Below are 22,168 nucleotides of genomic sequence, written 5' to 3' on the forward strand. Positions count from 1 at the left end.
GTACTTGGTCATGATTTTTAAAAAGCTTTCTATTGTTTGGACTTTCCTGATTGATAAGTCACATGATCTATTGTCATTTTCGCGATAATTTCAAGCATGATTTCTGATGTTCCCCCGATAATGGTGCCGACACGGACATCGCGATATAAACGTGCGATTTTATAATCTTCTGTAAACCCATAACCACCAAATAATTGGAGACATTGGTTCACGACATTGACGGCGAGCTCACTTGCTTGTAGCTTCGCAATGGAACATTCTTGGACTGCATATTCGTTTTGGTCTTGGAGATCACAGCAATGGTAGACAAAGGCTTTCGTGGTAGCAATATCTGCTGCCATTTGTGCGATTCGGTGCCGTATTGTTTGAAATTCCTGGATTTTTTTTCCAAAGGCTTCACGTTGTGCGATATAATCAAGCGTATACTGAAATGCGGATTCTGCGGTAGCGAGACTATGAATAGCTGCGGTAAGCCTTTCCAATTGAAGTCCATCCATTAAATAGCGAAATCCTTCTCCCTCAATGCCAACAAGATGAGAAATAGGGACTCGTACGTTATTAAACCCTAGCTCGGCAGTGTCAGAGGCGTGCCAGCCTAATTTATTGATTTTGCTTGACGAGACTCCGGTTGCATTTCTGTCAATAAGTAATAAGCTTATACCCTTTGTTCCCTGGTCAGAAGCAGTTTTGACTGCTGTAATGAAGAAATCACCATAATAACCATTGGTAATAAATGTTTTAGATCCATTGACAATATAAAAATCGCCATCCCGAACAGCTGTTGTTTTGATCTGTTTTACGTCAGAACCAGCCCCGGGTTCAGTAATAGCAACAGCACTGACCATATCACCAGCAATAACCGGTTTAAGGTAGCGTACTTTCAGATTTTCTGATCCATATTTCAGTAGGTATGGAGCCGACATAAACTGAATGACAAGCGCGGAAATGGTAAATCCTCCAGAAAAACAATACGATAATTCTTCGCAGAGTATCAAGGAATAATAAAAATCAAGTTCTAGTCCACCATACACTTCTGGATAATTGAGTCCCATCAATCCCATATCACCCATTTTCTTCCACACATTTCGGTCGATCTCGCCCCGTTTTTCCCAATCATCGACGTAAGGTGTAATTTCTTTTCGAATAAATGCGCGAAGTGTATCGCGAAAAATCTGATGTTCAGCTGTAAACTTGATTGTCTGCATAATCGTTTATCTTGCTTTTGGTTATCTTATTGTAAGGTGGCCTTTTGAATGGCCGTCTAGTAGGATGTTATCTAAACGAATTTAGCGAAAAGCCTTGGCTTTTTGCAAATTTTTATTCTTTATTTTTCGTTCAATTGGTTAAGTAGGGAAGTTTTTGCGTTATTTTTTTTCTATTTATTCTGTTTTGATGAAAAAAATAAAACCGACTTGTTGTGGGTTATCTGTTATATTTTTTATCTTTAAGATTAGGAAGGGTTGTTGGGGATATGCTAGCGATAGGCCTTCAAAATTTTAGCAGAACAATTATAAACTTTTTATATCATGTCAAAGAGTGTATTTATCGTTGCAGCGAAACGCACACCAATTGGAAGTTTTGGTGGTGCCTTGTCATCTATTTCGGCGCCAAGTCTCGCGGCCCAGGTTGTTGGGGCTGTAGTTGATGAGGCGGGTATTTCCCGCGATATAGTGGATGAGATTATTATTGGTGCTGTTTTGCAAGCTGATTTGGGACAAGCGCCTGCCCGACAGGTAGCGCGGTTAGCAGGTTTGTCGGATCATACCGCTGCAACTACCCTTAATAAAGTATGTGCTAGTGGAATGAAAGCAATAGCTGTTGCTGCGCAAAGTATTTTATTGGGAGATGCTGATATAGTGATTGCTGGTGGGATGGAGAGCATGAGTAGGGTGCCATATTATACGAATAGTATGCGTTGGGGAGCCAAATTTGGAGCCCAGAGTCTGGTTGATGGTTTACAACGTGATGGTTTGAGCGACGCTTATTCGAATGATGCAATGGGAATCTTTGCAGAGTTGTGTGCCGAGAAATATCATATTGGCCGTGAAGAACAGGATGTTTATGCGATAAGTTCCTATAAAAGAAGCCTAGACGCTTGGCAAAAAAATAAGTTTTTAAACGAGGTTCAACCTATAACGATACAAAGTCGTAAAGGAGACGTCGTCGTTTCGCGGGATGAAGAGTTTTCGCAGGTCAATTTTGATAAGATACCTGAGCTTAAGCCTGCCTTTAAAAAAGAGGGGACTGTAACTGCCGCAAACGCATCTACAATAAGTGATGGGGCTGCTGCGGTATTGCTCGTGTCTGGCGAGAAATTGGAAGAACTTGGACTTGTGCCCTTAGCAGAGATTATTGCTTATGCTGATGCTGAGCAAGCTCCAGAATGGTTTACGACAACGCCAAGTATTGCCACAAATAAAGTATTAAAAAAAGCGGGTCTGACAATTGCGGACATTGATTATTTTGAATTTAATGAAGCCTTTTCTGTTGTCGCTTTGGCAAATGCACAGATTTTAGGCTTACCCGTGAACAAAGTGAATGTTTATGGAGGAGCGGTATCTTTGGGGCATCCATTAGGATGTTCGGGAGCTAGAATTGTTGTAACACTAAGCAGCATCTTAAGACAGGAGGGAGGATCAGTAGGGCTGGCAGCGATATGTAATGGTGGCGGTGGTGCCTCGGCAATGATTATTAAAAAGATTTGATGCTTCTTCCAGATAAGATTGCTTTAATTTTATCTGGAAGAAGCTCACGCTTATTGAATTCGGTTGTTTTTAACCACATAGCTTCCAGGAAACTTATTTTATTTGTTATACAAGGTCGTACCTCTACTCTTCATACAGACGGCTTGCCTCGACTCCATGGAGCGCTAGCTCTGATTCGATTTCCGTTGGGTTGAGTCGAATACCTTCTATGGTTAACAGATTATAAATAGAATCCAAGTCGATCTTCCATTCGTGGATGCCATTCAGTTTTTCAACAGCTTGTTTGATTTTGTCTACAAGACTGGGATGTTGTGCATTAGTTTCGAAAATGAGCTTTTCCATAGTGTTTCATATTAGGCCTGATTAAAAATCAGGCGGGTTTAACCAAAATAGCGTAGACAATCATTTGATCGGCTAATTACAATAGTCTCAATATAAGGATAATAATCTGAAATTAATGTTTCAAAGTGACTAAATTGTAATGAAACTATTAAATTTTGTAATAAATACATGAGAATTTCACAGTGGTGTATTTGATCTAAAAGCGCTCAAATTTCATTTTATCGTAAATGAATAGAGGGTTTGGTCATCTGGGTTTTCTCAAGCTGGTTTTTCGTTCATAATGAAATTTTAACTAAGTTTGGATGAACATGACGACTGAGATCTCGAATATAATCATTCTGTTATTGCTGACTATTGTTGCTGTAATATTGGGTTTGTACCTCTTTTTAAGACAAAAATACCGGAAACTTGAGGTAGAAAATAGACAACAAAAAGAGCTTTTTAATCGTATGGATAATCAAAAGATAGAACATTTCCATCGGGCTCAATTAAATCCGCATTTGCTTAAAAATTCGTTGAACGGAATACTTTCCCATGCTTATCAAACCTATTATACGATGGACAAATTAGCCATGGTATTGGACTACGTTTTATACGAAAGTGAAGATGAACTCGTTTCACCGAAGGCCGAAATTGAATTTGCCCGAAATCTCATTGAGATAAACAAGGTAAAATTGAGCCCCTTATTTGATATCCGCGTTAAATTTGATATTGATGAACTAAATGACTCCATGTTGAACACACCGTCATTAGTCCCGCTTATGTCGGTTGATTTAATTGAAAATGCGTTTAAGCATGCGGATTTCCACGGTCCGGATTCTTTTATCGCTATTATGCTGACCTTTAAGAATGGTTTATTCGAATTAGTTGTAAGCAATCGAATATCAAAACGTTCACCATTACAAAAGTCTAAAAGTGGAATAGGCAGCAAAACTTTGGAAGAGCGTCTCATGTTGTATTATCCAGGTAGACATCAACTGTGGCGATTTGTAGAAAATGATGTCTATACTGCCAACCTTCAAATTAGATTGTATGCCGATTGAAAGAAATTTGAAATGTATTCTTTTGGATGATGAAATACCAAGCTTGAGATTTTTGAAAATGCTCTGTGAACAGATTTCTGGTTTAGAGGTGGTTAAAGCTTTTAATGATCCAGCTTCATTATTGAAGGAATACCGCAAGTTAAGTTTTGATTTTTGCATTCTGGATATTGAAATGCCGGAATTTAACGGATTTGACCTAGCCAAAGAGCTAAAAGACTTTCCGATTGTATTTTCTACTGCATATAAACAATATGCGAGCGATGCTTTTGACATCAATGCAGTAGATTATATGCGTAAACCATTGTCCCTGCAACGTCTTCAACAAGCCATTATGAAGGTTGAGCAACTAATTAGCAAGCGATCTGAAACTGTCTCTTTTGCGCAATTTAATACGAATAAAGGAAAAACAGTATTGTATTTCGAACAGATTAACTATGTTCAAATAGCTGAAGTAGACAGCCGGGATAAAACAGTTTATTTGGCGGATGGTTCGTTTATTTTATTGAAAAATATAAGCTTTGATAAGCTGATGGAGATCTTGCCTGAACAGGATTTTATACGTATCAATAAAAAAGAGATCATTGCAACCAAGATCGTCAAATTTTTCTCCGCTGATGAAATTACAAGCAATTTGTCGGACGACCAAGATCTACCCCTTCTTTTTAATTTGGGCGAATCGTACAAGAAAATGTTTTTCGAGAAATTCAGTTGATTACAAAATTCTTTTGGTTCATTACATATTTTCTTAGACCTACCTGCTGAAAGGCATTAAAACTGCTACAGAATTATATTTTTGTTGAGACTGTATTTTATCCCCCCTTGTTTAAAGAATATTGGTCGGGACTTAGTATGCTATTGTCATTATATTTATTTTAATTGCTATTGAAGATGAGGAAATATAGGAATACAATTTTCTATGTAGTTTTAGTTGGTACATTACTTGGTGTGATGTATTGGATGATTCATTTGGGGGCACAGCTGGAGGCTCCAGAACTACTACGTGGAGAGAAAACAAGTCAAGGCGCCTGGAAGGATTTTACATCAACTTTATTCCATAGTCTGCAGCATCCGCTAGCGATATTACTGGCGCAAATCGTGACAATCATTATCGCTGCACGTATCATGGGATGGATTTGCATAAAGATTAAGCAGCCCGTCGTAATTGGAGAGATGCTCGCAGGTATCATATTGGGACCATCATTGCTGGGGCTCTATTTTCCGGAATTTTCGCATACACTTTTTCCTGTAGAATCGCTCAGTAATTTGCAGTTTTTGAGTCAAATTGGGTTAATCTTATTTATGTTTATCATTGGAATGGAGCTGGATTTGAATGTGCTGCGAAATAAAGCGCATGATGCTGTTGTCATTTCTCATGCGAGCATTGTGATCCCATTTACGTTGGGAATTTCATTGGCTTATTTTTTATACCTATTCCATCCACCTACAAATGTAGAGTTTCTATCTTATAGCTTGTTTATTGGTATTTCCATGAGCATAACAGCGTTTCCTGTTCTTGCTAGAATTATACAGGAAAGAGGATTGCAGAAAAGTAAGCTAGGTGCAATGGCGATTACCTGCGCTGCTGCAGACGATATTACAGCTTGGTGTATTCTAGCAGTCGTAATTGCAATTGTCAAAGCCGGTGATTTTGCTAGTGCATTGTATACAATCGGGCTGGCTGTTGCTTATGTGCTCATTATGATTAAGATCGTTCGTCCATTTTTGATGCGCGTTGGAGAGGTAAAAGGGAGTAAAGAAGCCCTAAGTAAGCCTGTTGTTGCTATTTTCTTTATTGTCCTGCTGTTATCTGCTTATGCAACCGAAGTAATCGGTATTCATGCACTTTTTGGTGCATTTATGGCGGGAGCAATCATGCCCGAAGGAAGTCGATTCAGAACAGCATTCATTGAAAAAATCGAAGATGTCTCTACTTTGTTGTTGTTGCCTTTATTTTTTGTCTATACTGGACTGCGTACGCAGATCGGTCTACTTAATGATCCTCAGTTATGGATGATTACCATTGGTATTATTTTGGTCGCGGTTATTGGTAAATTTGCAGGTAGCACGTTGGCGGCGCGTTTTGTCGGTCAAAGCTGGAAAGATAGTCTGAGTATCGGCGCGTTGATGAATACGCGCGGGTTAATGGAACTTATCGTCCTCAATATTGGATACGATCTTGGCGTTTTAAGTGCTGAATTATTTTCGATGATGGTTGTTATGGCATTGGTCACCACTTTTATGACAGGGCCATCTTTGGATCTGATCAATTTCCTTTATCGACCAAAGAAGAGTTTATTACAGGAAGATCTCCTGGATAAATCAAAATTTAAGATTCTATTGTCTTTTGCGAAAAGTAATACCGGGATTTCACTGTTGTATCTGGCTGATGCGTTAACCTTAAAATCAAAAAAGAACGCTGAAATTACGGCTTTACATATTGAACCTGCCAACGAGTTACATCATTATGAAGTGGAAACCCAGGAGCTGGATAGTTTCCGTGAAATCAAGCAGGTAGCGCAGCAGCTCGAGCAACCTATTCAGACAATCTTTAAAATCTCCAGTGATATCGACAGCGAGATTGTACAAACCTCCAATGAGCGAAATCAGGACTTATTATTGTTGGGTGTCAGTGAATCAATTTATGAAGGAAGCTTACTGGGACGTTTTTTAGATTTTACTACGCGTATTGTGAATCCTGAAAAGTTATTCCATACGGTTACAAATGCCGAATCTCCTTTTATGACATTTGATAGAAATCAACAGATCAATGCCAAAGTTAATGCGATGGTAGGCATTTTGATTGATAAAGAGTTTGTGAAGGCGAAGCGAGTGATTGTTCCTGTCGTTTTAAAAAATGATGAATTTCTATGTGAAATGATAAAACGTCTGATTCAGCATTCAGATGCTCAGATCATAGTTTGGGATCTCAACCAAGTGCTGAAGACCAATGAAAGCTTCAAGGAGAAATTGAGGCAATTGGAACAGCTTGTTCCCAACCATCTCACAATAACTGAAAGAGAATTAAATAGTGAGACCTGGCAGGACCAGGACTTAATGTTGATCAGCCTGCCCAGCTGGAACAAAGTTGTCAATAAAAAAGTAAATTGGCTTCCTTTCACGCCATCGACCCTGTTGATGGCAGATCGCAAACCATAAATAAAAAGTAAAAGCCCCTAAATTCAATAATCTAGGGGCTTTTACTTAAGGTATTATAAAGATCTATTTATTGATCTTTTCTATCTTGATTTTTAGTCCGATCAATTTTTCAATATCAGCTAAATACGGTCTTTCTTCTACATCGCAAAAAGAAATGGCTTTTCCTTCCTGACCAGCTCTTCCTGTTCTTCCAATTCGATGAACATAGGTTTCCGGTACATTGGGAAGATCATAGTTAATCACAAGCGGTAGTTGTTCGATATCAATTCCTCTTGCAGCAATATCGGTAGCGATCAAAATTTTAAGATGACTGTCCTTAAATTCACCTAAAGCTTTTTGTCTTGCATTTTGAGATTTATTTCCGTGAATGGCTGCTGCTCTCAAGCCATTTTTCGCAAGCAGCTTAACGATCTTATCGGCACCATGTTTTGTGCGGGAGAAGACAATAGTGCGCTCATGCTTCAGCTTTTTTAATATGCTTGTCAATAATCTGATCTTCTCCTTCTTTTCTACAAAAAATACAGATTGATTTACTTTCTCAGCCGTTGAGCTTACCGGTGTGACGTCAACCTCGACAGGTTTATGTAGTATCCCATGTGCGAATTTACGGATATTAGGAGGCATTGTCGCCGAGAAAAACAATGTCTGTCTCTTTGAAGGAACTTTGGTCAGGATCTTTTTGATATCATGAATAAAGCCCATGTCCAGCATATTGTCCGCCTCGTCCAATATCAAGATCTCGATTTTATCCAGAGAAACTATTTTTTGATTCATCAAATCCAGTAACCGGCCTGGGGTAGCAACAAGAATATCAACACCCTTTTTGATTTCTTTAACTTGCTTTTCTTGGCTTACTCCACCGAAAATAGTGCAATAGTTTAGTTTTAGATATTTCCGGTATAAGTTTATATTGTCTCCAATTTGAATGGCTAGTTCACGAGTTGGCGTAAGGATCAAAGCCCTAATCGGAACGAGCTTACCTAATGTCTTAGTTTCTTCAAGACGTTGTAAAAGCGGAAGTGCAAAAGCGGCTGTTTTGCCGGTTCCCGTTTGTGCACAACCAATAAGATCGTTGCCTTGCAATACAATTGGAATAGCTTTTTGTTGAATTGCAGTGGGGTGTGTGTAGCCTGTTTCGGTTATTGCTTTTAAAAGCGGAGCGATTAAACTGAGTTGTTTAAATTCCATAAATAGTATGTTCGAATTTGTCTTAAATAAAACCTTTGAGAATCCTTTTTATGCTTTTTATTTGAAAACTAAAAGTCTTCAACGGAAAAGTAAAAGATTGCTGAAAAATTGTAAAGGAAGAATAGGAAAAAGAAATGGGATAAGTCATTAAGAATTACCCCATTAACAAGAAAGTGTATTTTTTGGATTACGCCAATTTTACATTTGTAGCGCTGATCCCCTTTGGAGTTCTTTCTACATCATAAGTAACAACGTCGCCTTCAGATACTTGATTTTTAAGCGCAGAAACGTGTACGAAAACATCTGCACTACCATCCTCTGGTGTAATAAAACCAAAACCTTTAGTTTCATTGAAAAATTTAATTTTACCTGTATTCATTATTTTTAATTAAGTGCGGCAAGGTAGTCATAATAAATGATTAATCTTTTATTTTTTTTAATGAAATATAAAATGTGTTGTGTAACTGGGCCTTTTTTTTAACAAGATGTTGATTGGAACAGCGTTAGAGGAAGGAATTTATCGAACATAAATGTATAATAAAACACAATCTCGCCAATCAATGTAACATGGTCAACTCATGATGTTGTTGTTAATGTTATTATTAATTGTTTAGATAAATATTTGTTCTAAATATTTGTTCTTAGTGAAATTAGTATTAACTTCAACCGCCCCTCCCAAGGGCATGTTTTTCATAGGTAGATGTATGGTCGAGTGATTCTAACTCGACCATTTTTTCGTTTTTTTCATAGGGTTACGCTAGGTTTGTCTATATATATTTTACAATGCTTTTTGCGAGCACCTAGATTCATTTTTGTATTTTCATCGAAGCAATTTGTTTTTAATAATAAAGAAAGCATTCTTATTTAGGGCATTCATCTAAGCATATGTATTCTGCTCGTATTGAGAATTTAGATGATATCCAGTAAAAACAAAACTTAAACCAATATCCAATGAATAGAAAAGATTTTATCAAAACGTCTACTGTTTTAGCTGCATCATCATTTTTTTTTAATGCTAAAGGTTCATATTTTTTAGATCAATCCATCCGGGTTGGATTAATTGGTGTAAATGGTATGGGCTGGTCTGATTTGAATGCATTGTTAAAGAATGATGGCTTGGTGTGTACTGCTCTTTGTGATGTGGATGAAAATATTCTTAAAAAGAGGGCAGAAGAACTTCAAAAAAGAAATATACATGTCGAAACGTTTGTAGATTATAAGAAGATGCTCAATAGCTCGATTGTGGATGCGGTCATTATTGCAACACCGGATCATTGGCATTGCCTGCAAATGGTAGATGCCGTAAATGCTGGAAAGCATGTATATGTCGAAAAGCCTATTGGTAACTCCATTCTTGAATGTGAATTAATGGTTCAGGCAGCAAAAAAGAATAAGGCTATTGTACAAGTCGGGCAATGGCAAAGAAGTCAGCAACATTTCAAGGACGCCATTGATTTTGTTCATTCTGGTAAATTGGGCAAAATAAGATTGGTAAAAGCTTGGTCTTATCAAGGGTGGAAAAGTGCTATTCCCATAGTGCCCGATGAACCGGTTCCCGCAGGTGTACATTATACGGAATGGCTAGGTCCGGCACAAAAAAGACCATTTAATTCGAATCGATTCCATTTTAATTTTCGATGGTTTTGGGACTATGCAGGAGGTTTGATGACAGATTGGGGCGTGCATATGTTGGATTATGCTTTACTTGGGATGAAGGTTTCCGATCCAAAATCTATTATGGCCTCTGGAGGTAAGTTTGCGTTCCCGGACGATGCAGGCCAAACGCCTGATACGATGACTGCTGTGTATGAGTTTGATGGCTTCAATATCCAATGGGAACATGCCAAAGGAATTGATCTCGGGCCTTATAACCGCAATCACGGTGTCGCATTTATTGGTAACAATGGTACGCTGGTCTTGAATAGATCGGGCTGGGAGGTTATTCCAGAAAAAGGAAGGATGGAAGCGGTCACTATCCAACCTTCTTTAGATAATGGGTTGGACAAACATATGGAAAATTTTGTAGCCGCCATTCGCCAACGTAATCCACAGGTACTTCATGCACCAATTGAAGTGGGGGCGCATATTGCCATCTTTTCTCAGCTGGGAAATATTGCATTCAGGACAGGACAAAAACTCTACTGGGATAAAGATAAACAGCATTTTACCGATCAGAAAGCAAATAAATACTTAGCTTCTGTTTATCATAACGGTTATAAATACCCAAAAGTATAATGCGTTAAATTGGTTGTTGATTAATCATTTTAATCAACAACCAATGGATCATTCCTTACTAATGATTCACGCCTTTATTTCTTAAAGAACAAATTCATTTGCAAGATCGATCTCCTCGCGATTGATGGAGTGCCCCGCGTTTTGATATACCATGAGCTTTACATTGGCATTCATTTGTGCTAAGATGGATACTGTAGCTTCAACGCGTTCAAGAGGAACATGGAAATCAGGATTGCTAGTGCCAATAAAAATAGGCGTTTGCGCGAAGTCACCCTTGTAATTATTCCTGTTAATTTCTTCACCGATTACGCCACCTATAATTGCTATAGCCCCACCATAGCGCTGCGCATGCCGTGCAAGGTATTCTAGTGTTAAACAGGCACCCTGAGAAAATCCAAAAAAATAGATGTTTTCGGCGAGTATCCCACTCTTTAAAGCTAGTTTAACCGTATGATCGATCAGATCAATTGCGGAACTCAACCAAGGTTCGTTCTCTTGTACGGGAGCAATAAAAGAATAGGGATACCAAGTGTGATTTTCTGCCTGCGGTGCAAGTAGTGCAAAATTATCGACATGAAGATAGGATGACATGCCAAGGATGTCTTCTGCACTCCCCCCACGACCATGGATCATCACAATGGCTTTTTTTGCCTGTTCCAAACTTTGCCCAGCTGTTTTAATATTTATTGAATGACTCATTTTATCCTTTCATGTATGGTAATTTATACCGTTTTTTTAAACCAAACGTCTTGATATAGTTCTGGATGACGATGAAACTGCGCATTTACATAAGGACATAATGGAACAATTTTCATGTTGTTTTCGCGCGCATGAGCTACCAATTTCTCGAGCAGTATTTTTGCAAATCCTCTTCCCTCATAGGCTTCGTCCACCTCTGTATGGTAAACAACGAGATTACCGTCAATGATAGCGATACTCATTAAACCTGCTTTGCGTTCATCGGAGAATAATTGAAGCTCTCCACGTTGATTTTTGTCTAATACAATTTCAGTTCTTTCCATAACTTCCTCGTTTGTAGAATGATGTTTATATAATTTAATTAATCGATTTTTGGCAATGTCTGTTCAATCTGCGAACGGTAGCTTTCATATTGCTTTGGTAATTTCAGTGCCGATCCTAAGCTGGATAGCGGCTCGTCTACTGTAAATCCGGGATTGTCCGTAGCGAGTTCAAATAAGACACCACCAGGTTCACGAAAATAGAGTGAGAAAAAGTAATCTCTATCTATTTTTGGTGTGATATCTAACCCTGCTGAAAGCACCTTTTCACGATACTCCATCAAAACATTGTCGTCCTTTACCCGAAATGCGACATGATGGTTTGTGCCGGCTGCATTTTTGCCGTATGGCAGATTTTTATCCGCTATTATGTCAACGCTATTAGCCGTATCAATGCTATCAGTTGTTAACCTATAACGATTATCATTCTGCTGCTGGAGCGAATAACCCAAAATATCGGTCAATACTTTTAGTGTCGGATCTGCTTCTTTTAAAGAAAGCGTGATATTATGGAAGCCTTTTAGTGCGTGTTCGGCATTGATGTCAGTCGTTGTCCATGCCTTTCTATCATCTTTCGTTTCAATAAACTGAAGCTGCAATCCATCGGGATCATTAAATGAAATTAGCTTCTCTCCAAAAATTTCATTTTCCTGTAAACTAATCTGATGTTCCCCTAAACGATTTTTCCAAAAATCCAAACTCCCTTGAGGTACCGCATAGCCAATATGAGTTGCCATTCCCGCTCCCGGTGTACCCTTTCCGATACCTTCCCAAGGGAAAAACGTAAGGATCGTTCCCGGTTCGCCCTGTTCATTACCGAAATAGAAGTGGTAGGTCCCAGGGTCGTCGAAATTAACTGTTTTTTTGACAAGGCGTACGCCCAGTACTTTCGTATAAAAATCAAGATTTCGCTTTGCATTATCGGCTATCGCGGTAATGTGATGTAGTCCTAATATTCTATTTTCCATATCTGATATTTTTATTTTCTTAACTAATGTAAAGTTACATCGAGCAATAAGGAATTTTATTGAACTAGATTAATAAAAGCTATAATTGGCATTTTTGTTTTTACAACAATATTGATTTTCGAAAATATATAAAAAAACACCTGAAGTTGGGGACTTCAGGTGTTTAACCTAACCAATTATTAACCTAAATTTATGAAATGTATATTTCTGAATATTATACTATAGCGATAAATCCAATTATCATGCCAATATTTTATAGTGTAAATGACCTCAGATAAAAGCCTTATATATTGTATAATTTAGGTAAATTGGATTGTGTTAATGTGGGGTGTGAATCGATGACTTCAATTAAAAATAGATTTAAAGATGAAAAATGGAACAATAGTTAAGGTCATGACTTTCTCTGTTTTATTGCTAACGCTGGGTTGTCAGCAGCCGCAGACAAATGAATCAAAGGAGGCTGCGCAAAAACAACTTGACGAAAACAAAGAGAATAAAAGAATCGTTTTAGATTTTTATCAGCAAATGTTTGGTGATAAGGATGTTTCTGCAGTTGATAAGTACATTTCCCCTCAGTATATCCAACATAATCCCTCTGTTGCGGATGGAGCAGCGGCATTTAAGCTCGCTGCGGCGAAATGGTTTGAAGGGCAGCCCAAAACGAAGATTGATGTACAACACATTGCGTCGGATGGAGATTTGGTTTTCATTCACCTAAAAAATAAGAATCCAGATGGTAGTCTCAAATCGACTATTGATATCTTCAGGCTGGAAAAAGGTAAAATTGTGGAGCATTGGGATGCACAGCAAGATGTTCCTAAAAATGCAGCAAACGCACATCCTATGTTTTAAGGATATCAAAAAATCGCATTTCTTCTTTCCTTTACGTTTTAGTCCCTCTTAATTGTTAGTGGAGATGTCAGGTATGGTAAATTATGTCTAAATTTAGGCCTAAATCCTTTTTCTGAGCAAACCACTAATTTTAATCATGAAAAGAGTCCTAGGCCTAAGTTTTTTTTATCTGTTGTTTTCTGCATGTAGTGTTCATTATCGTCCCAAAGATCATCCTTATGTATATGTGCAAAAGAAAGATCGCGAGGTTAAGGAATGGAAACTGGTATGGGAAGAGAACTTTAATTCCCCTAAGCTAGACAGTAGTAAATGGTCCCGGATTCCAGCAGGCGGAGCCGACTGGAATAAACACATGAGTACAGATGACGCCTGTTTTGGATGGGAAAATGGTGCGTTAATTCTTAGAGGAATTAAAAATACAAATCAAGACAAAGATTCGAGGCCATTTTTGACAGGCGGGATATGGAGTAAGGGAAAGTTTGCTTTTCAATACGGACGTATAGAAATCCGAGCTAAACTTGGAAGTGCAAAAGGGGCCTGGCCCGCCATGTGGATGTTGGCAGAGTTGGACAAGTATGGAAAGTATCCGAGAAATGGTGAAATTGATATTATGGAACATCTTAATTTTGACAATATCATTTACCAGACAACACACTCATACTATACCTTAGATCTGGGGCAAAAGGAGAATCCCAAACATTTTGGTACCGCTTCGATCAAATCGGAAGAGTACAATACGTATGGGATAAGCTGGTATCCCGATCGTATTGTATTTCAGGTGAATGGAGTTGATACCTTTACTTATCCACGGGTTAATGGAGTAGACCCCGCTCAGTGGCCTTATGATCAACCCTTTTATCTATTGATTGACCAACAGTTGGGCGGAAGTTGGGTAGGGGAGGTCAATCAAGACCAGCTGCCTGTTGAGATGCGTGTTGACTGGGTTAAAGTTTACCAATAGTGTTCAACAAGTCTCAGAAGGATAGAAGATGAAAAAGATCGCCTATTATTGAACCGCAGTTTTCTGATAACAGTGAAATATCATAATTTTATAGGTGACCTATGATTAAGTGATAAAAACTTAATATACACGACATAGGAAAAATGTTTACTTTTGACCAAATTATGGAAGATAATACGATATTCAAGATTAGCAATAAGATTAAGGAAATTCGAAAAGAAAAAGGAATTACCATACAGGAAGTTGCTGATAGAGCGGGGGTAAGCAAGGGACTTATTTCGCAGATTGAAAATAACAGAACAATACCCTCCTTACTCGTATTGATTAATATCATCAATGCACTGAATATTGATCTTAATGAGTTTTTTAAAGATTTTAATTCTGAATTGGATTCAGGCCCCGTGGTCGTTCGGAAAAAAGATACTTATAGTCCGTTTGAAAAAGAGTCGGCGATAGGTTTCCATTATAAAAGGATTTTTACATCTGCGATGGATAGTTCAACAATGGATATTGTTCTTTTGGAATTGCTTCCAGATGCACAGCGACCAATGGTTGAGACCGAAGCCTATGAATATAAATATATCATTAGCGGACAGGTTGAGTACATCTTCAATGATCAAACAATTAGCTTAGAAGAGGGCGATTCGATCTTTTTTAATGGGCGATTGTCACATACACCGCGTAATGTTGGAAGTGAAAAGGCCGTCATGCTAATTGTATACTTTTTTGAAAATAAGAAATAGAGGATAACATGTTAATTGTCAGAGCATCATTGAATCATTCAATGATGCTTTTTTATTTTATACTTTTCGTATCGCAAAGGGATGCTTATATTTGTTTATAAATACTTAACAAAAGTTTAGTCTTGTGTTAATTTCCAAAATTTACTTTTGATTGCGGACAATGAGGTCTGTTAACAAGTTTAAATGATGGAGTTAAACCAACGAATAAAAAGACGCATAAATAGACTGGATGAGAAATCTGTGGCTATTGTTCTGGCTGTTACAGCATTTTTATGTTACACGAGTATGTATTCATTTAGAAAGTCATTTACGGCATCTGCTTTTGCAAATGATACTATTTTTGGTGTCGATTATAAAGTCTGTATGGTGGTCATTCAAATGCTGGGGTATTTGTTGTCCAAGTTTTATGGCATTAAATTTATCTCTGAAAGTAAACAACGTAATAGAGGGCGGTATTTAATCGGTTTGATTTGTATTTCATGGATAGGGCTTTTGGCATTTGCAGTTTGTCCGAGACCTTGGAATGTTGTCTTTCTTTTTATCAATGGTTTTCCATTGGGAATGGTTTGGGGGTTGGTATTTAGCTATTTAGAAGGAAGGCGGTTTACAGAGATTATGGGGGCAGTGATGTCCGTAAGTCTGATTTTCGCTTCAGGACTGATAAAAACGATTGGGCGGTGGTTGATGTCTTCTTTTCATGTTAACGAATTTTGGATGCCATTTTTGACGGGTTTACTGTTTTTTCTGCCCTTTGTTTTGTGTGTATGGATATTGGAAAATGCTCCAGGGCCAACAGAAGAGGACAAGAAGTTACGGACGGAGCGCATTGCGATGGATAGTAAAATGCGAAAACACTTTTTTAAAACCTTTATGCCGGGTATCGTTTTGACTATTATCGTTTACACCATGCTTACTATTTTACGTGATGTACGCGATAATTTTGAGGTTGAAATCTGGCAAATGTTACATGTGAAAGGGGCAGGCATTTTTGCAAAAGTTGATGGGACTATCTCCTTGATTGTACTGCTGCTGGTAAGTTGTCTAATCATGGTTAAAAATAATCTTAAAGCATTCAAGTTGATCCACTATATGATCATTATAGGTTTTCTGACTGCAGGTATTTCTACCTATTTGTTTACGAAACAATGGATTGACGGTTTAAGTTGGATGTTGCTCGTCGGTTTGGGCTTGTATATGGCATACATTCCTTACAATGCCATATTTTTTGAGCGAATGATCGCAACATATCGTATGAAAAGTAATATTGGTTTTGTTATGTATATGGCTGACTCAATCGGTTATTTGGGTAGTTTTCTGATATTGGTAAACAAAGAATTTATGCCAAATTCTGTTACTTGGGGAAATTACTTTATTCAATTGGTCTTTTTAGCCTCTATTATCGGAGCTATTTTGGGTATCTTCTCTCTACTCTATTTTATTCGAAAAAAAGAACAGATGAAAGGAAGTGATGATGAGTTGTTGGCCCCTTGGCATACCACAAAAGGAGAAGTGCAAATTAGTTAACTATACTTTTTTATGATATTCTATTTATAAAGATGAAAACAAATACATATGATTTAATTATTGTTGGGGGTGGGATTTTAGGGACCTTTCATGCCTATCATGCGTTACAAATGGGATTACGTGTGCTCCAACTCGAAAAAGATAATTTCCCCGTGGGATCTACTGTTCGTAATTTCGGACAAGTAGTGCCATCGGGGATGGCCGGTGAATGGTTTGATTATGGTGTGCGAGGACTTGAAATATATCAGTCTATTCAGAAAGAGATGGATATATCCGTTAGAAATAACGGCAGCATCTATATTGCTTCGGATAGTGATGAAGTTCAGGTGCTTCACGAGCTATCTAAGCACTATCAGGGAAAAGGATATGATCATGAACTTTGGTCAAAGGAACAGGTTTTATTGAAATATCCCGTAATGAATGCTGATTATGTTAAAGAGGCTATCTTTTTTCCGCAGGAACTCAGTGTAGAACCCGAGTCAATGATTAGACAGCTGCATATTTATATGCAAAATAAGTTTGTGGACTATACGTTGAAATACGATACGACAATTGTGGCCTGCGAGGATAAAAATGATGCTGTTGTTGTCACGAGCAGTACGCTAGAAAACTTTGAAGGGAAGAAATTGCTTATCTGCAATGGATACGAGTTTAAAATTTTATATCGTTCCTTGTTTGATAATAGCGGGCTTGAAATTAGCAAGTTGCAAATGATGCGTACAAAGCCTTTGGCTCATATTCATCTTCCTGGGAATATCTTAACTGGGTTGACCATTCGTCGATACGAGAGTTTTGAAGAATATTGCCCTTCGTTTCAGACAATTCCAATGCCTGATTACTATCAGGAGCTACGCAATTATGGAATTCATATCCTATTTAAACAGGCCACGGATGGTAGTATTATTATCGGTGATTCGCATGAATATGCAGCGGGAAACAGATTGGATGAACTGGGCTTCTCAGTAAATTCCTATATCAATGAATTGATGATTGCGGAAGCCAACCGTATCATTCCAATGGAGCGTACCTGGATTTCATCTTCTTGGGCAGGTTATTATTCGCAACACAAAGATCATATTCTTGAAATCGACGTTAGCCCAAGAATACATGTTAGAACCGGCATTGGAGGGAAGGGAATGACAGCAAGTGCTGGCTATGCCGAACAGAGTATTGAAAAACTTTTTTAATTTAAACATATTGAAGAGCCCCGCTATCACATCTAGCGGGGCTCTTTCTTTTTTAAGCTATTTTTTTGATCAGTTTGTACAGACTTCCTAAACGTACAGTTTGTCTTTCTTAATAAGGTCAAGCTTTATAAAATTCAATTAGTAAATAACTAAATTATGAAGAAGACGTATGGTAAATCTTTTTATTTCATCAACTAATTTAGCTGTTGTTTGTTCTTTATAAAACATTATCTGACCAATATTTCCTTATTGTTTAGGGGTTAAACAATGTTTTTATTAACTTCACGGTCACAATAAACCAGATCTAAATATTAGAAGTGAATGGCAAATAATGTTTTTCCTGAAAATGAGTTAAGAAGGATAGAAAAATTAAAGTCCTATGAGTTAATGGGACTCGGGAAAGACCCTGAATTAGACGTTTTTGCGCAAGCGGCCTGTTTGATTACAGACTGTCCTGCTTCCTTAATTGCAATGATGGAGCAAGAAACGCAACGCATTCAGAGTTGTGTGGGTATGGAATTAGATACTGTTGAAAGGAAGAACACAGTCTGTCAATACACCATAATGAGTAAAGAGGTCCTCGTTATAGAGGATACTTTTGAAGATCCACGTTCCTCTTCCAATCCATTGATTCGCGAAGGAAATATCCGTTTTTATGCCGGAGTTCCTCTTTTGGATGATGATGGCGATGCTCTTGGAACAATCTGTGTGATTGATTTCCATCCGAAAAAGCTTTCGGATAAACAAAAAGACTCGTTGGAAGAGCTTGGCAAGGCAGTGACCAAAATATTATTGGGAAAAAAACGAAAAGTACAGGCAGGTTATTTCTCCGAAATTTTTCACTTGACAAACAATATTATTTGCGTGTTGGATGAGGCGCGCAAGGTAAAAGAAATTAACCCCGCATTTAGTAAAGTCTTGGGATTGTCCAGATCGAATAGTTTAGGCAAATCTATTTTTACATTATTGGGAGACACTGAAAGGGAGTTAGTATCGGACTTAGGTCGAGTTGAGGAAACAAAGTACGGAATTCAATCTACGAGTAGGACTAAAATAGAAAATGGCCAAGTTGTCGAAATTGAATGGCATTTCAAATATGATCCGATAAATCATGATATCCTGGCCTTTGGCAGAAACGTAACAAAAGAGCGCGAAGAAAAACTCAAGTTGGAGAATTCCGAACGTAGATTTCGTAGCTTTTTTGAAAATGCGATCGGCCTCATGAGCATGCATGATTTGGATGGTAATATTCTATCTGTCAATGAAAAAGGAAGAGAGATATTGCGGTATGCCAAAGAAGAGGTAAAAGGACTTAACCTCAAGAAATTGGTTCCATCTCATCATGTCGGTCTGGTTGAAGAATATCTCAAACGTATTGCCACCAATAAAGAGGATTCTGGAATGATGGTTCTCCAAACAAAAGATGGTGAAGACATTTCTTGGCTATACCACAATATGTTGGAAACGGATGAAAATGGACGGTCTTATGTTGTCAGTACGGCCTTGAATATGACGGATCGATTGCGGCTTGAAAATGATCTTTTGCATACCAAACAAATCCTGGAGCAGACCAATGCTGTCGCTCAGGTTGGCGGATGGGAGGTCAATTTAGTTGAAAACAAGGTTTATTGGTCCGACTCCACTAAGCTAATTCATGGTGTGGCTCCTGATTTTACACCTGATTTTGAACATGCAATCGGATTTTATGAGCCGGAAAGTCAGGTTGTTTTGCGTAGGGTTTTCGAAGACGCCATTACATCAAGAACACCTTACGATACCGAATTGCGTCTATTAAAGCAAGATGGAGAATCAATTTGGGTACGGGTAAAAGGTATTCCCGAATTTGAAAACGATGTGTGTAAGCGCGTTTTTGGAATTATTCAGGATATCGATCAAAGTAAATCGCTCTTCTTGGAACTGGAACGCAAAGAATCTATGTTACGTGCGTTTGTGGATTATGTTCCTGCTTCGGTTGCTATGTTTGACCGAGACTTTAACTATATTTCAGTCAGTAATCAATGGTTGGAAGATTTTCACGAAGGGGTAAGTTTGCCGCCAAATAGTAACTTTTTCAAACTGTTTCCAAATATCCCAGAAAATAGAAAAAAAATCTACCTTGATGCGCTGGAGGGAACACCTTATAAGAATATGGATGAGGTCATACAGGCTGGTGGACTTGCTGAAGCGCAACATTTCAATTGGGAAGTAAGACCTTGGCATCTTGCTGATGGAAGTATAGGTGGGATCATTATCTTTACGCAAAATACGACCGAATCGGTAAAAATAAATGATGAATTAAAGTTAGCGAAGGAACTGGCCGATCTGGCGAGTAAAGCAAAGTCCGAATTCCTCGCCAATATGAGTCATGAAATTCGTACTCCCTTAAATGGTGTGATCGGATTCTCCGATTTGTTGTTAAAAACACCATTAAATGATACACAGCTACAATACCTCGGCTATATCAATGAATCGGGAAATAGCTTACTCAATATTATTAATGACATTTTAGACTTTTCAAAAATAGAATCGGGTAAACTCGAATTATTTGTCGATAAGTATAACGTGTATGATGTAGCCAATCAGGTTATTAATGTTGTTCTCTATCAAGCACAACGAAAAGAAGTCGAACTGCTTTTGAATATTGAGCAGGGACTGCCGGCTTTTGTTTGGATTGACGAGGCACGTATTAAGCAAGTGTTGGTGAATTTATTAGGTAACGCAGTTAAGTTTACGGAAAAAGGCGAAATCGAATTTAAGATCAGTAAACTTCGCAATGATGAGAATAAATTAACATTACGCTTTGAGGTCAGAGATACCGGTATAGGAATTCCACCCGAGAAACAACAACGCATCTTTGATGCTTTTACGCAAGAAGATAGCTCCGTAAGTAAACGATACGGCGGCACGGGACTCGGTTTGACAATTTCCAACAATCTTTTGAAATACATGGGAAGTAAATTGAATCTGACAAGCGAATTGGGTGTCGGATCGACGTTCTATTTTGATATCGAGGTCCGATGTGAAGAAATGGAGGATGAAGATACAGCTTTGCCTTTAAATCGTGTCCTTGTTGTCGATGACAACGCGAATAACCGGATTATCCTGCAACATATGTTGGCCTATAAAAACGTCGAATCTGTCCTCGCAGAAAACGGCATGGAAGCCTTACAGTTACTGATGAAAGGGGAACGATTCGATGTTATTTTAATGGACTATCATATGCCGATCTTATCGGGCCTCGAAACGATAGAAAAAATCAAAGAACTCTTTAGAAAACAGGAAGAGGGTATCCCTTTGATCGTGTTGCACACTTCATCAGAAGAGCATGAGGTGATTTCAGCATTTAGACAAGAGGAGCGGTCATTCTGTCTACTTAAGCCGATTAAATCTGAGGAACTGTATTCGACTTTAAGAAGGGCGATACAACAAAATAGGGAAGATGCAGTGCAATTAAAGGCGAATGCAAACTTATCGTTATCATCGGATTTGTACGGTCAGGACGTTCAAGTGCTCTTGGCAGACGACAATGCCGTTAACATGGCACTTAATTTACGAATGATGGCAAGCATAATGCCAGGAGCGCTCTTAACTGAAGTTTCTGACGGAGCACAAGCCATTCATGCTTGCAAAGAAAAACAATTTGATTTTATTTTGATGGATGTTCAGATGCCCGAGGTCGATGGGATTGAAGCAACCAAACAGATCCGGCAAATGGCAGCTTATGCTGAAACACCTATTATCGGTGTTACTGCCGGTAATATTTCAGGCGAAAAGGAACGCTGTCTCGAAGCGGGGATGTCAGATTTTCTAGCTAAACCTATTCGACAACAGGATTTATTCAAGGCCTTGGAAAAAGCGATGTTATCGGTAAAACCTAGTGCTGCAGAAGCTTCGGATCTGGAGGATTTGGATGAGCATTTGGATATGCAGCGCCTGGAAGAACAAGCCGGTGATGATCCCGCATTTTTAACCTTTTTTCTGGATTTGGTAGTCCGGGAAATAACGGGGTCTAGAAAGCAGTTAAAGGAGGCAATTGATACAAACGATATTGTACGCATCAAAGAACTCCTTCATAAGTTGCGGGGAACTTCATCGACTGCTGGACTTATCAGGTTGGCCCAAATGACTAAAGACCTTGAGACCAGCCCAACGATTGAAACTGACCTTGCGATCGCTTTTGTGGCAATCGAACAAGAAATGGATATAGGACTGGAATTAATTACAAAAATCTTAAATAAATAATGA

General features: G+C 38.3%; 18 protein-coding genes. 11 read left to right on the forward strand and 7 right to left on the reverse strand.

Annotated elements, in window-relative coordinates; translation table 11 throughout:
- Positions 1-29: 29 nt before the first annotated feature.
- On the reverse strand, positions 30-1,205 hold the full coding sequence (locus tag HS960_RS04305) for an acyl-CoA dehydrogenase family protein (protein ID WP_153846751.1): 1,176 nt from the start codon (positions 1,203-1,205) through the stop codon (positions 30-32).
- Positions 1,206-1,526: 321 nt separating this feature from the next.
- Here HS960_RS04305 and HS960_RS04310 point away from each other — a divergent pair, with 321 nt between their 5' ends.
- Positions 1,527-2,705, forward strand: a complete 1,179-nt coding sequence (locus HS960_RS04310) for a thiolase family protein (protein ID WP_153846752.1) — start codon at positions 1,527-1,529, stop codon at positions 2,703-2,705.
- 123 nt (positions 2,706-2,828) lie between these two features.
- Here HS960_RS04310 and HS960_RS04315 read toward each other — a convergent pair whose 3' ends face one another.
- On the reverse strand, positions 2,829-3,047 hold the full coding sequence (locus HS960_RS04315; RefSeq protein WP_046672939.1) for a hypothetical protein: 219 nt from the start codon (positions 3,045-3,047) through the stop codon (positions 2,829-2,831).
- Between the two features lie 302 nt (positions 3,048-3,349).
- On the opposite strand from HS960_RS04315, the gene HS960_RS04320 reads away from it, so the two are divergent.
- The 3 genes from HS960_RS04320 (at position 3,350) to HS960_RS04330 (ending at position 7,246) form a co-directional block, all read left to right on the forward strand.
- Positions 3,350-4,090 (forward strand): histidine kinase, encoded by a 741-nt coding sequence (locus tag HS960_RS04320; protein WP_202883746.1) that lies wholly within the window; start codon positions 3,350-3,352, stop codon positions 4,088-4,090.
- Positions 4,080-4,802 carry a LytR/AlgR family response regulator transcription factor gene (locus tag HS960_RS04325; protein WP_202883747.1) on the forward strand — a complete coding sequence of 241 codons (723 nt, stop codon included), beginning with the start codon at positions 4,080-4,082 and terminating at the stop codon, positions 4,800-4,802. The genes HS960_RS04320 and HS960_RS04325 overlap by 11 nt, the downstream gene beginning before the upstream one ends.
- A 176-nt stretch (positions 4,803-4,978) precedes the next feature.
- Positions 4,979-7,246, forward strand: coding sequence for a cation:proton antiporter (locus HS960_RS04330; RefSeq protein ID WP_153846753.1), 2,268 nt, complete (start codon positions 4,979-4,981; stop codon positions 7,244-7,246).
- Between the two features lie 63 nt (positions 7,247-7,309).
- On the opposite strand, the gene HS960_RS04335 is transcribed toward HS960_RS04330, so the two are convergent.
- Positions 7,310-8,434 (reverse strand): DEAD/DEAH box helicase, encoded by a 1,125-nt coding sequence (locus HS960_RS04335; protein ID WP_153846754.1) that lies wholly within the window; start codon positions 8,432-8,434, stop codon positions 7,310-7,312.
- Between the two features lie 187 nt (positions 8,435-8,621).
- On the reverse strand, positions 8,622-8,813 hold the full coding sequence (locus HS960_RS04340; RefSeq protein WP_046672944.1) for a cold-shock protein: 192 nt from the start codon (positions 8,811-8,813) through the stop codon (positions 8,622-8,624).
- A 572-nt stretch (positions 8,814-9,385) separates the two neighbouring features.
- Here HS960_RS04340 and HS960_RS04345 point away from each other — a divergent pair.
- Positions 9,386-10,669, forward strand: coding sequence for a Gfo/Idh/MocA family protein (locus HS960_RS04345; protein WP_153846755.1), 1,284 nt, complete (start codon positions 9,386-9,388; stop codon positions 10,667-10,669).
- A gap of 81 nt (positions 10,670-10,750) precedes the next feature.
- On the opposite strand, the gene HS960_RS04350 is transcribed toward HS960_RS04345, so the two are convergent.
- From HS960_RS04350 to HS960_RS04360, 3 genes are read right to left on the reverse strand one after another with little or no spacing between them, the layout of a single operon-like run.
- Positions 10,751-11,368 carry an alpha/beta hydrolase gene (locus tag HS960_RS04350; RefSeq protein WP_153846756.1) on the reverse strand — a complete coding sequence of 206 codons (618 nt, stop codon included), beginning with the start codon at positions 11,366-11,368 and terminating at the stop codon, positions 10,751-10,753.
- A 23-nt stretch (positions 11,369-11,391) separates the two neighbouring features.
- Positions 11,392-11,691, reverse strand: a complete 300-nt coding sequence (locus tag HS960_RS04355) for a GNAT family N-acetyltransferase (protein WP_153846757.1) — start codon at positions 11,689-11,691, stop codon at positions 11,392-11,394.
- Between the two features lie 38 nt (positions 11,692-11,729).
- Positions 11,730-12,656, reverse strand: coding sequence for a ring-cleaving dioxygenase (locus HS960_RS04360; protein ID WP_182331362.1), 927 nt, complete (start codon positions 12,654-12,656; stop codon positions 11,730-11,732).
- A 366-nt stretch (positions 12,657-13,022) separates the two neighbouring features.
- On the opposite strand from HS960_RS04360, the gene HS960_RS04365 reads away from it, so the two are divergent.
- The 6 genes from HS960_RS04365 to HS960_RS04390 all read left to right on the forward strand — a co-directional run bounded on the left by HS960_RS04365 (position 13,023) and on the right by HS960_RS04390 (position 22,165).
- Positions 13,023-13,508 (forward strand): nuclear transport factor 2 family protein, encoded by a 486-nt coding sequence (locus HS960_RS04365; RefSeq protein ID WP_153846759.1) that lies wholly within the window; start codon positions 13,023-13,025, stop codon positions 13,506-13,508.
- A 136-nt stretch (positions 13,509-13,644) separates the two neighbouring features.
- The gene (locus tag HS960_RS04370) at positions 13,645-14,469 is read left to right on the forward strand and encodes a glycoside hydrolase family 16 protein (protein ID WP_153846760.1); all 825 of its coding nucleotides are present in this window, start codon (positions 13,645-13,647) and stop codon (positions 14,467-14,469) included.
- A gap of 164 nt (positions 14,470-14,633) precedes the next feature.
- Positions 14,634-15,212, forward strand: a complete 579-nt coding sequence (locus HS960_RS04375; RefSeq protein ID WP_153846761.1) for a helix-turn-helix domain-containing protein — start codon at positions 14,634-14,636, stop codon at positions 15,210-15,212.
- A 183-nt stretch (positions 15,213-15,395) separates the two neighbouring features.
- Positions 15,396-16,736 carry a DUF5690 family protein gene (locus tag HS960_RS04380; RefSeq protein ID WP_153846762.1) on the forward strand — a complete coding sequence of 447 codons (1,341 nt, stop codon included), beginning with the start codon at positions 15,396-15,398 and terminating at the stop codon, positions 16,734-16,736.
- A gap of 32 nt (positions 16,737-16,768) precedes the next feature.
- A complete protein-coding gene (locus tag HS960_RS04385) occupies positions 16,769-17,923 on the forward strand; it encodes a TIGR03364 family FAD-dependent oxidoreductase (protein WP_153846763.1) in 1,155 nt (384 codons plus the stop codon).
- Between the two features lie 321 nt (positions 17,924-18,244).
- Entirely contained in the window at positions 18,245-22,165 is a 3,921-nt protein-coding gene (locus HS960_RS04390; protein WP_182331364.1) for a response regulator, read from the forward strand.
- Positions 22,166-22,168: the final 3 nt, after the last annotated feature.

Source organism: Sphingobacterium paramultivorum (assembly GCF_014109745.1).
GTDB lineage: Bacteria > Bacteroidota > Bacteroidia > Sphingobacteriales > Sphingobacteriaceae > Sphingobacterium > Sphingobacterium paramultivorum.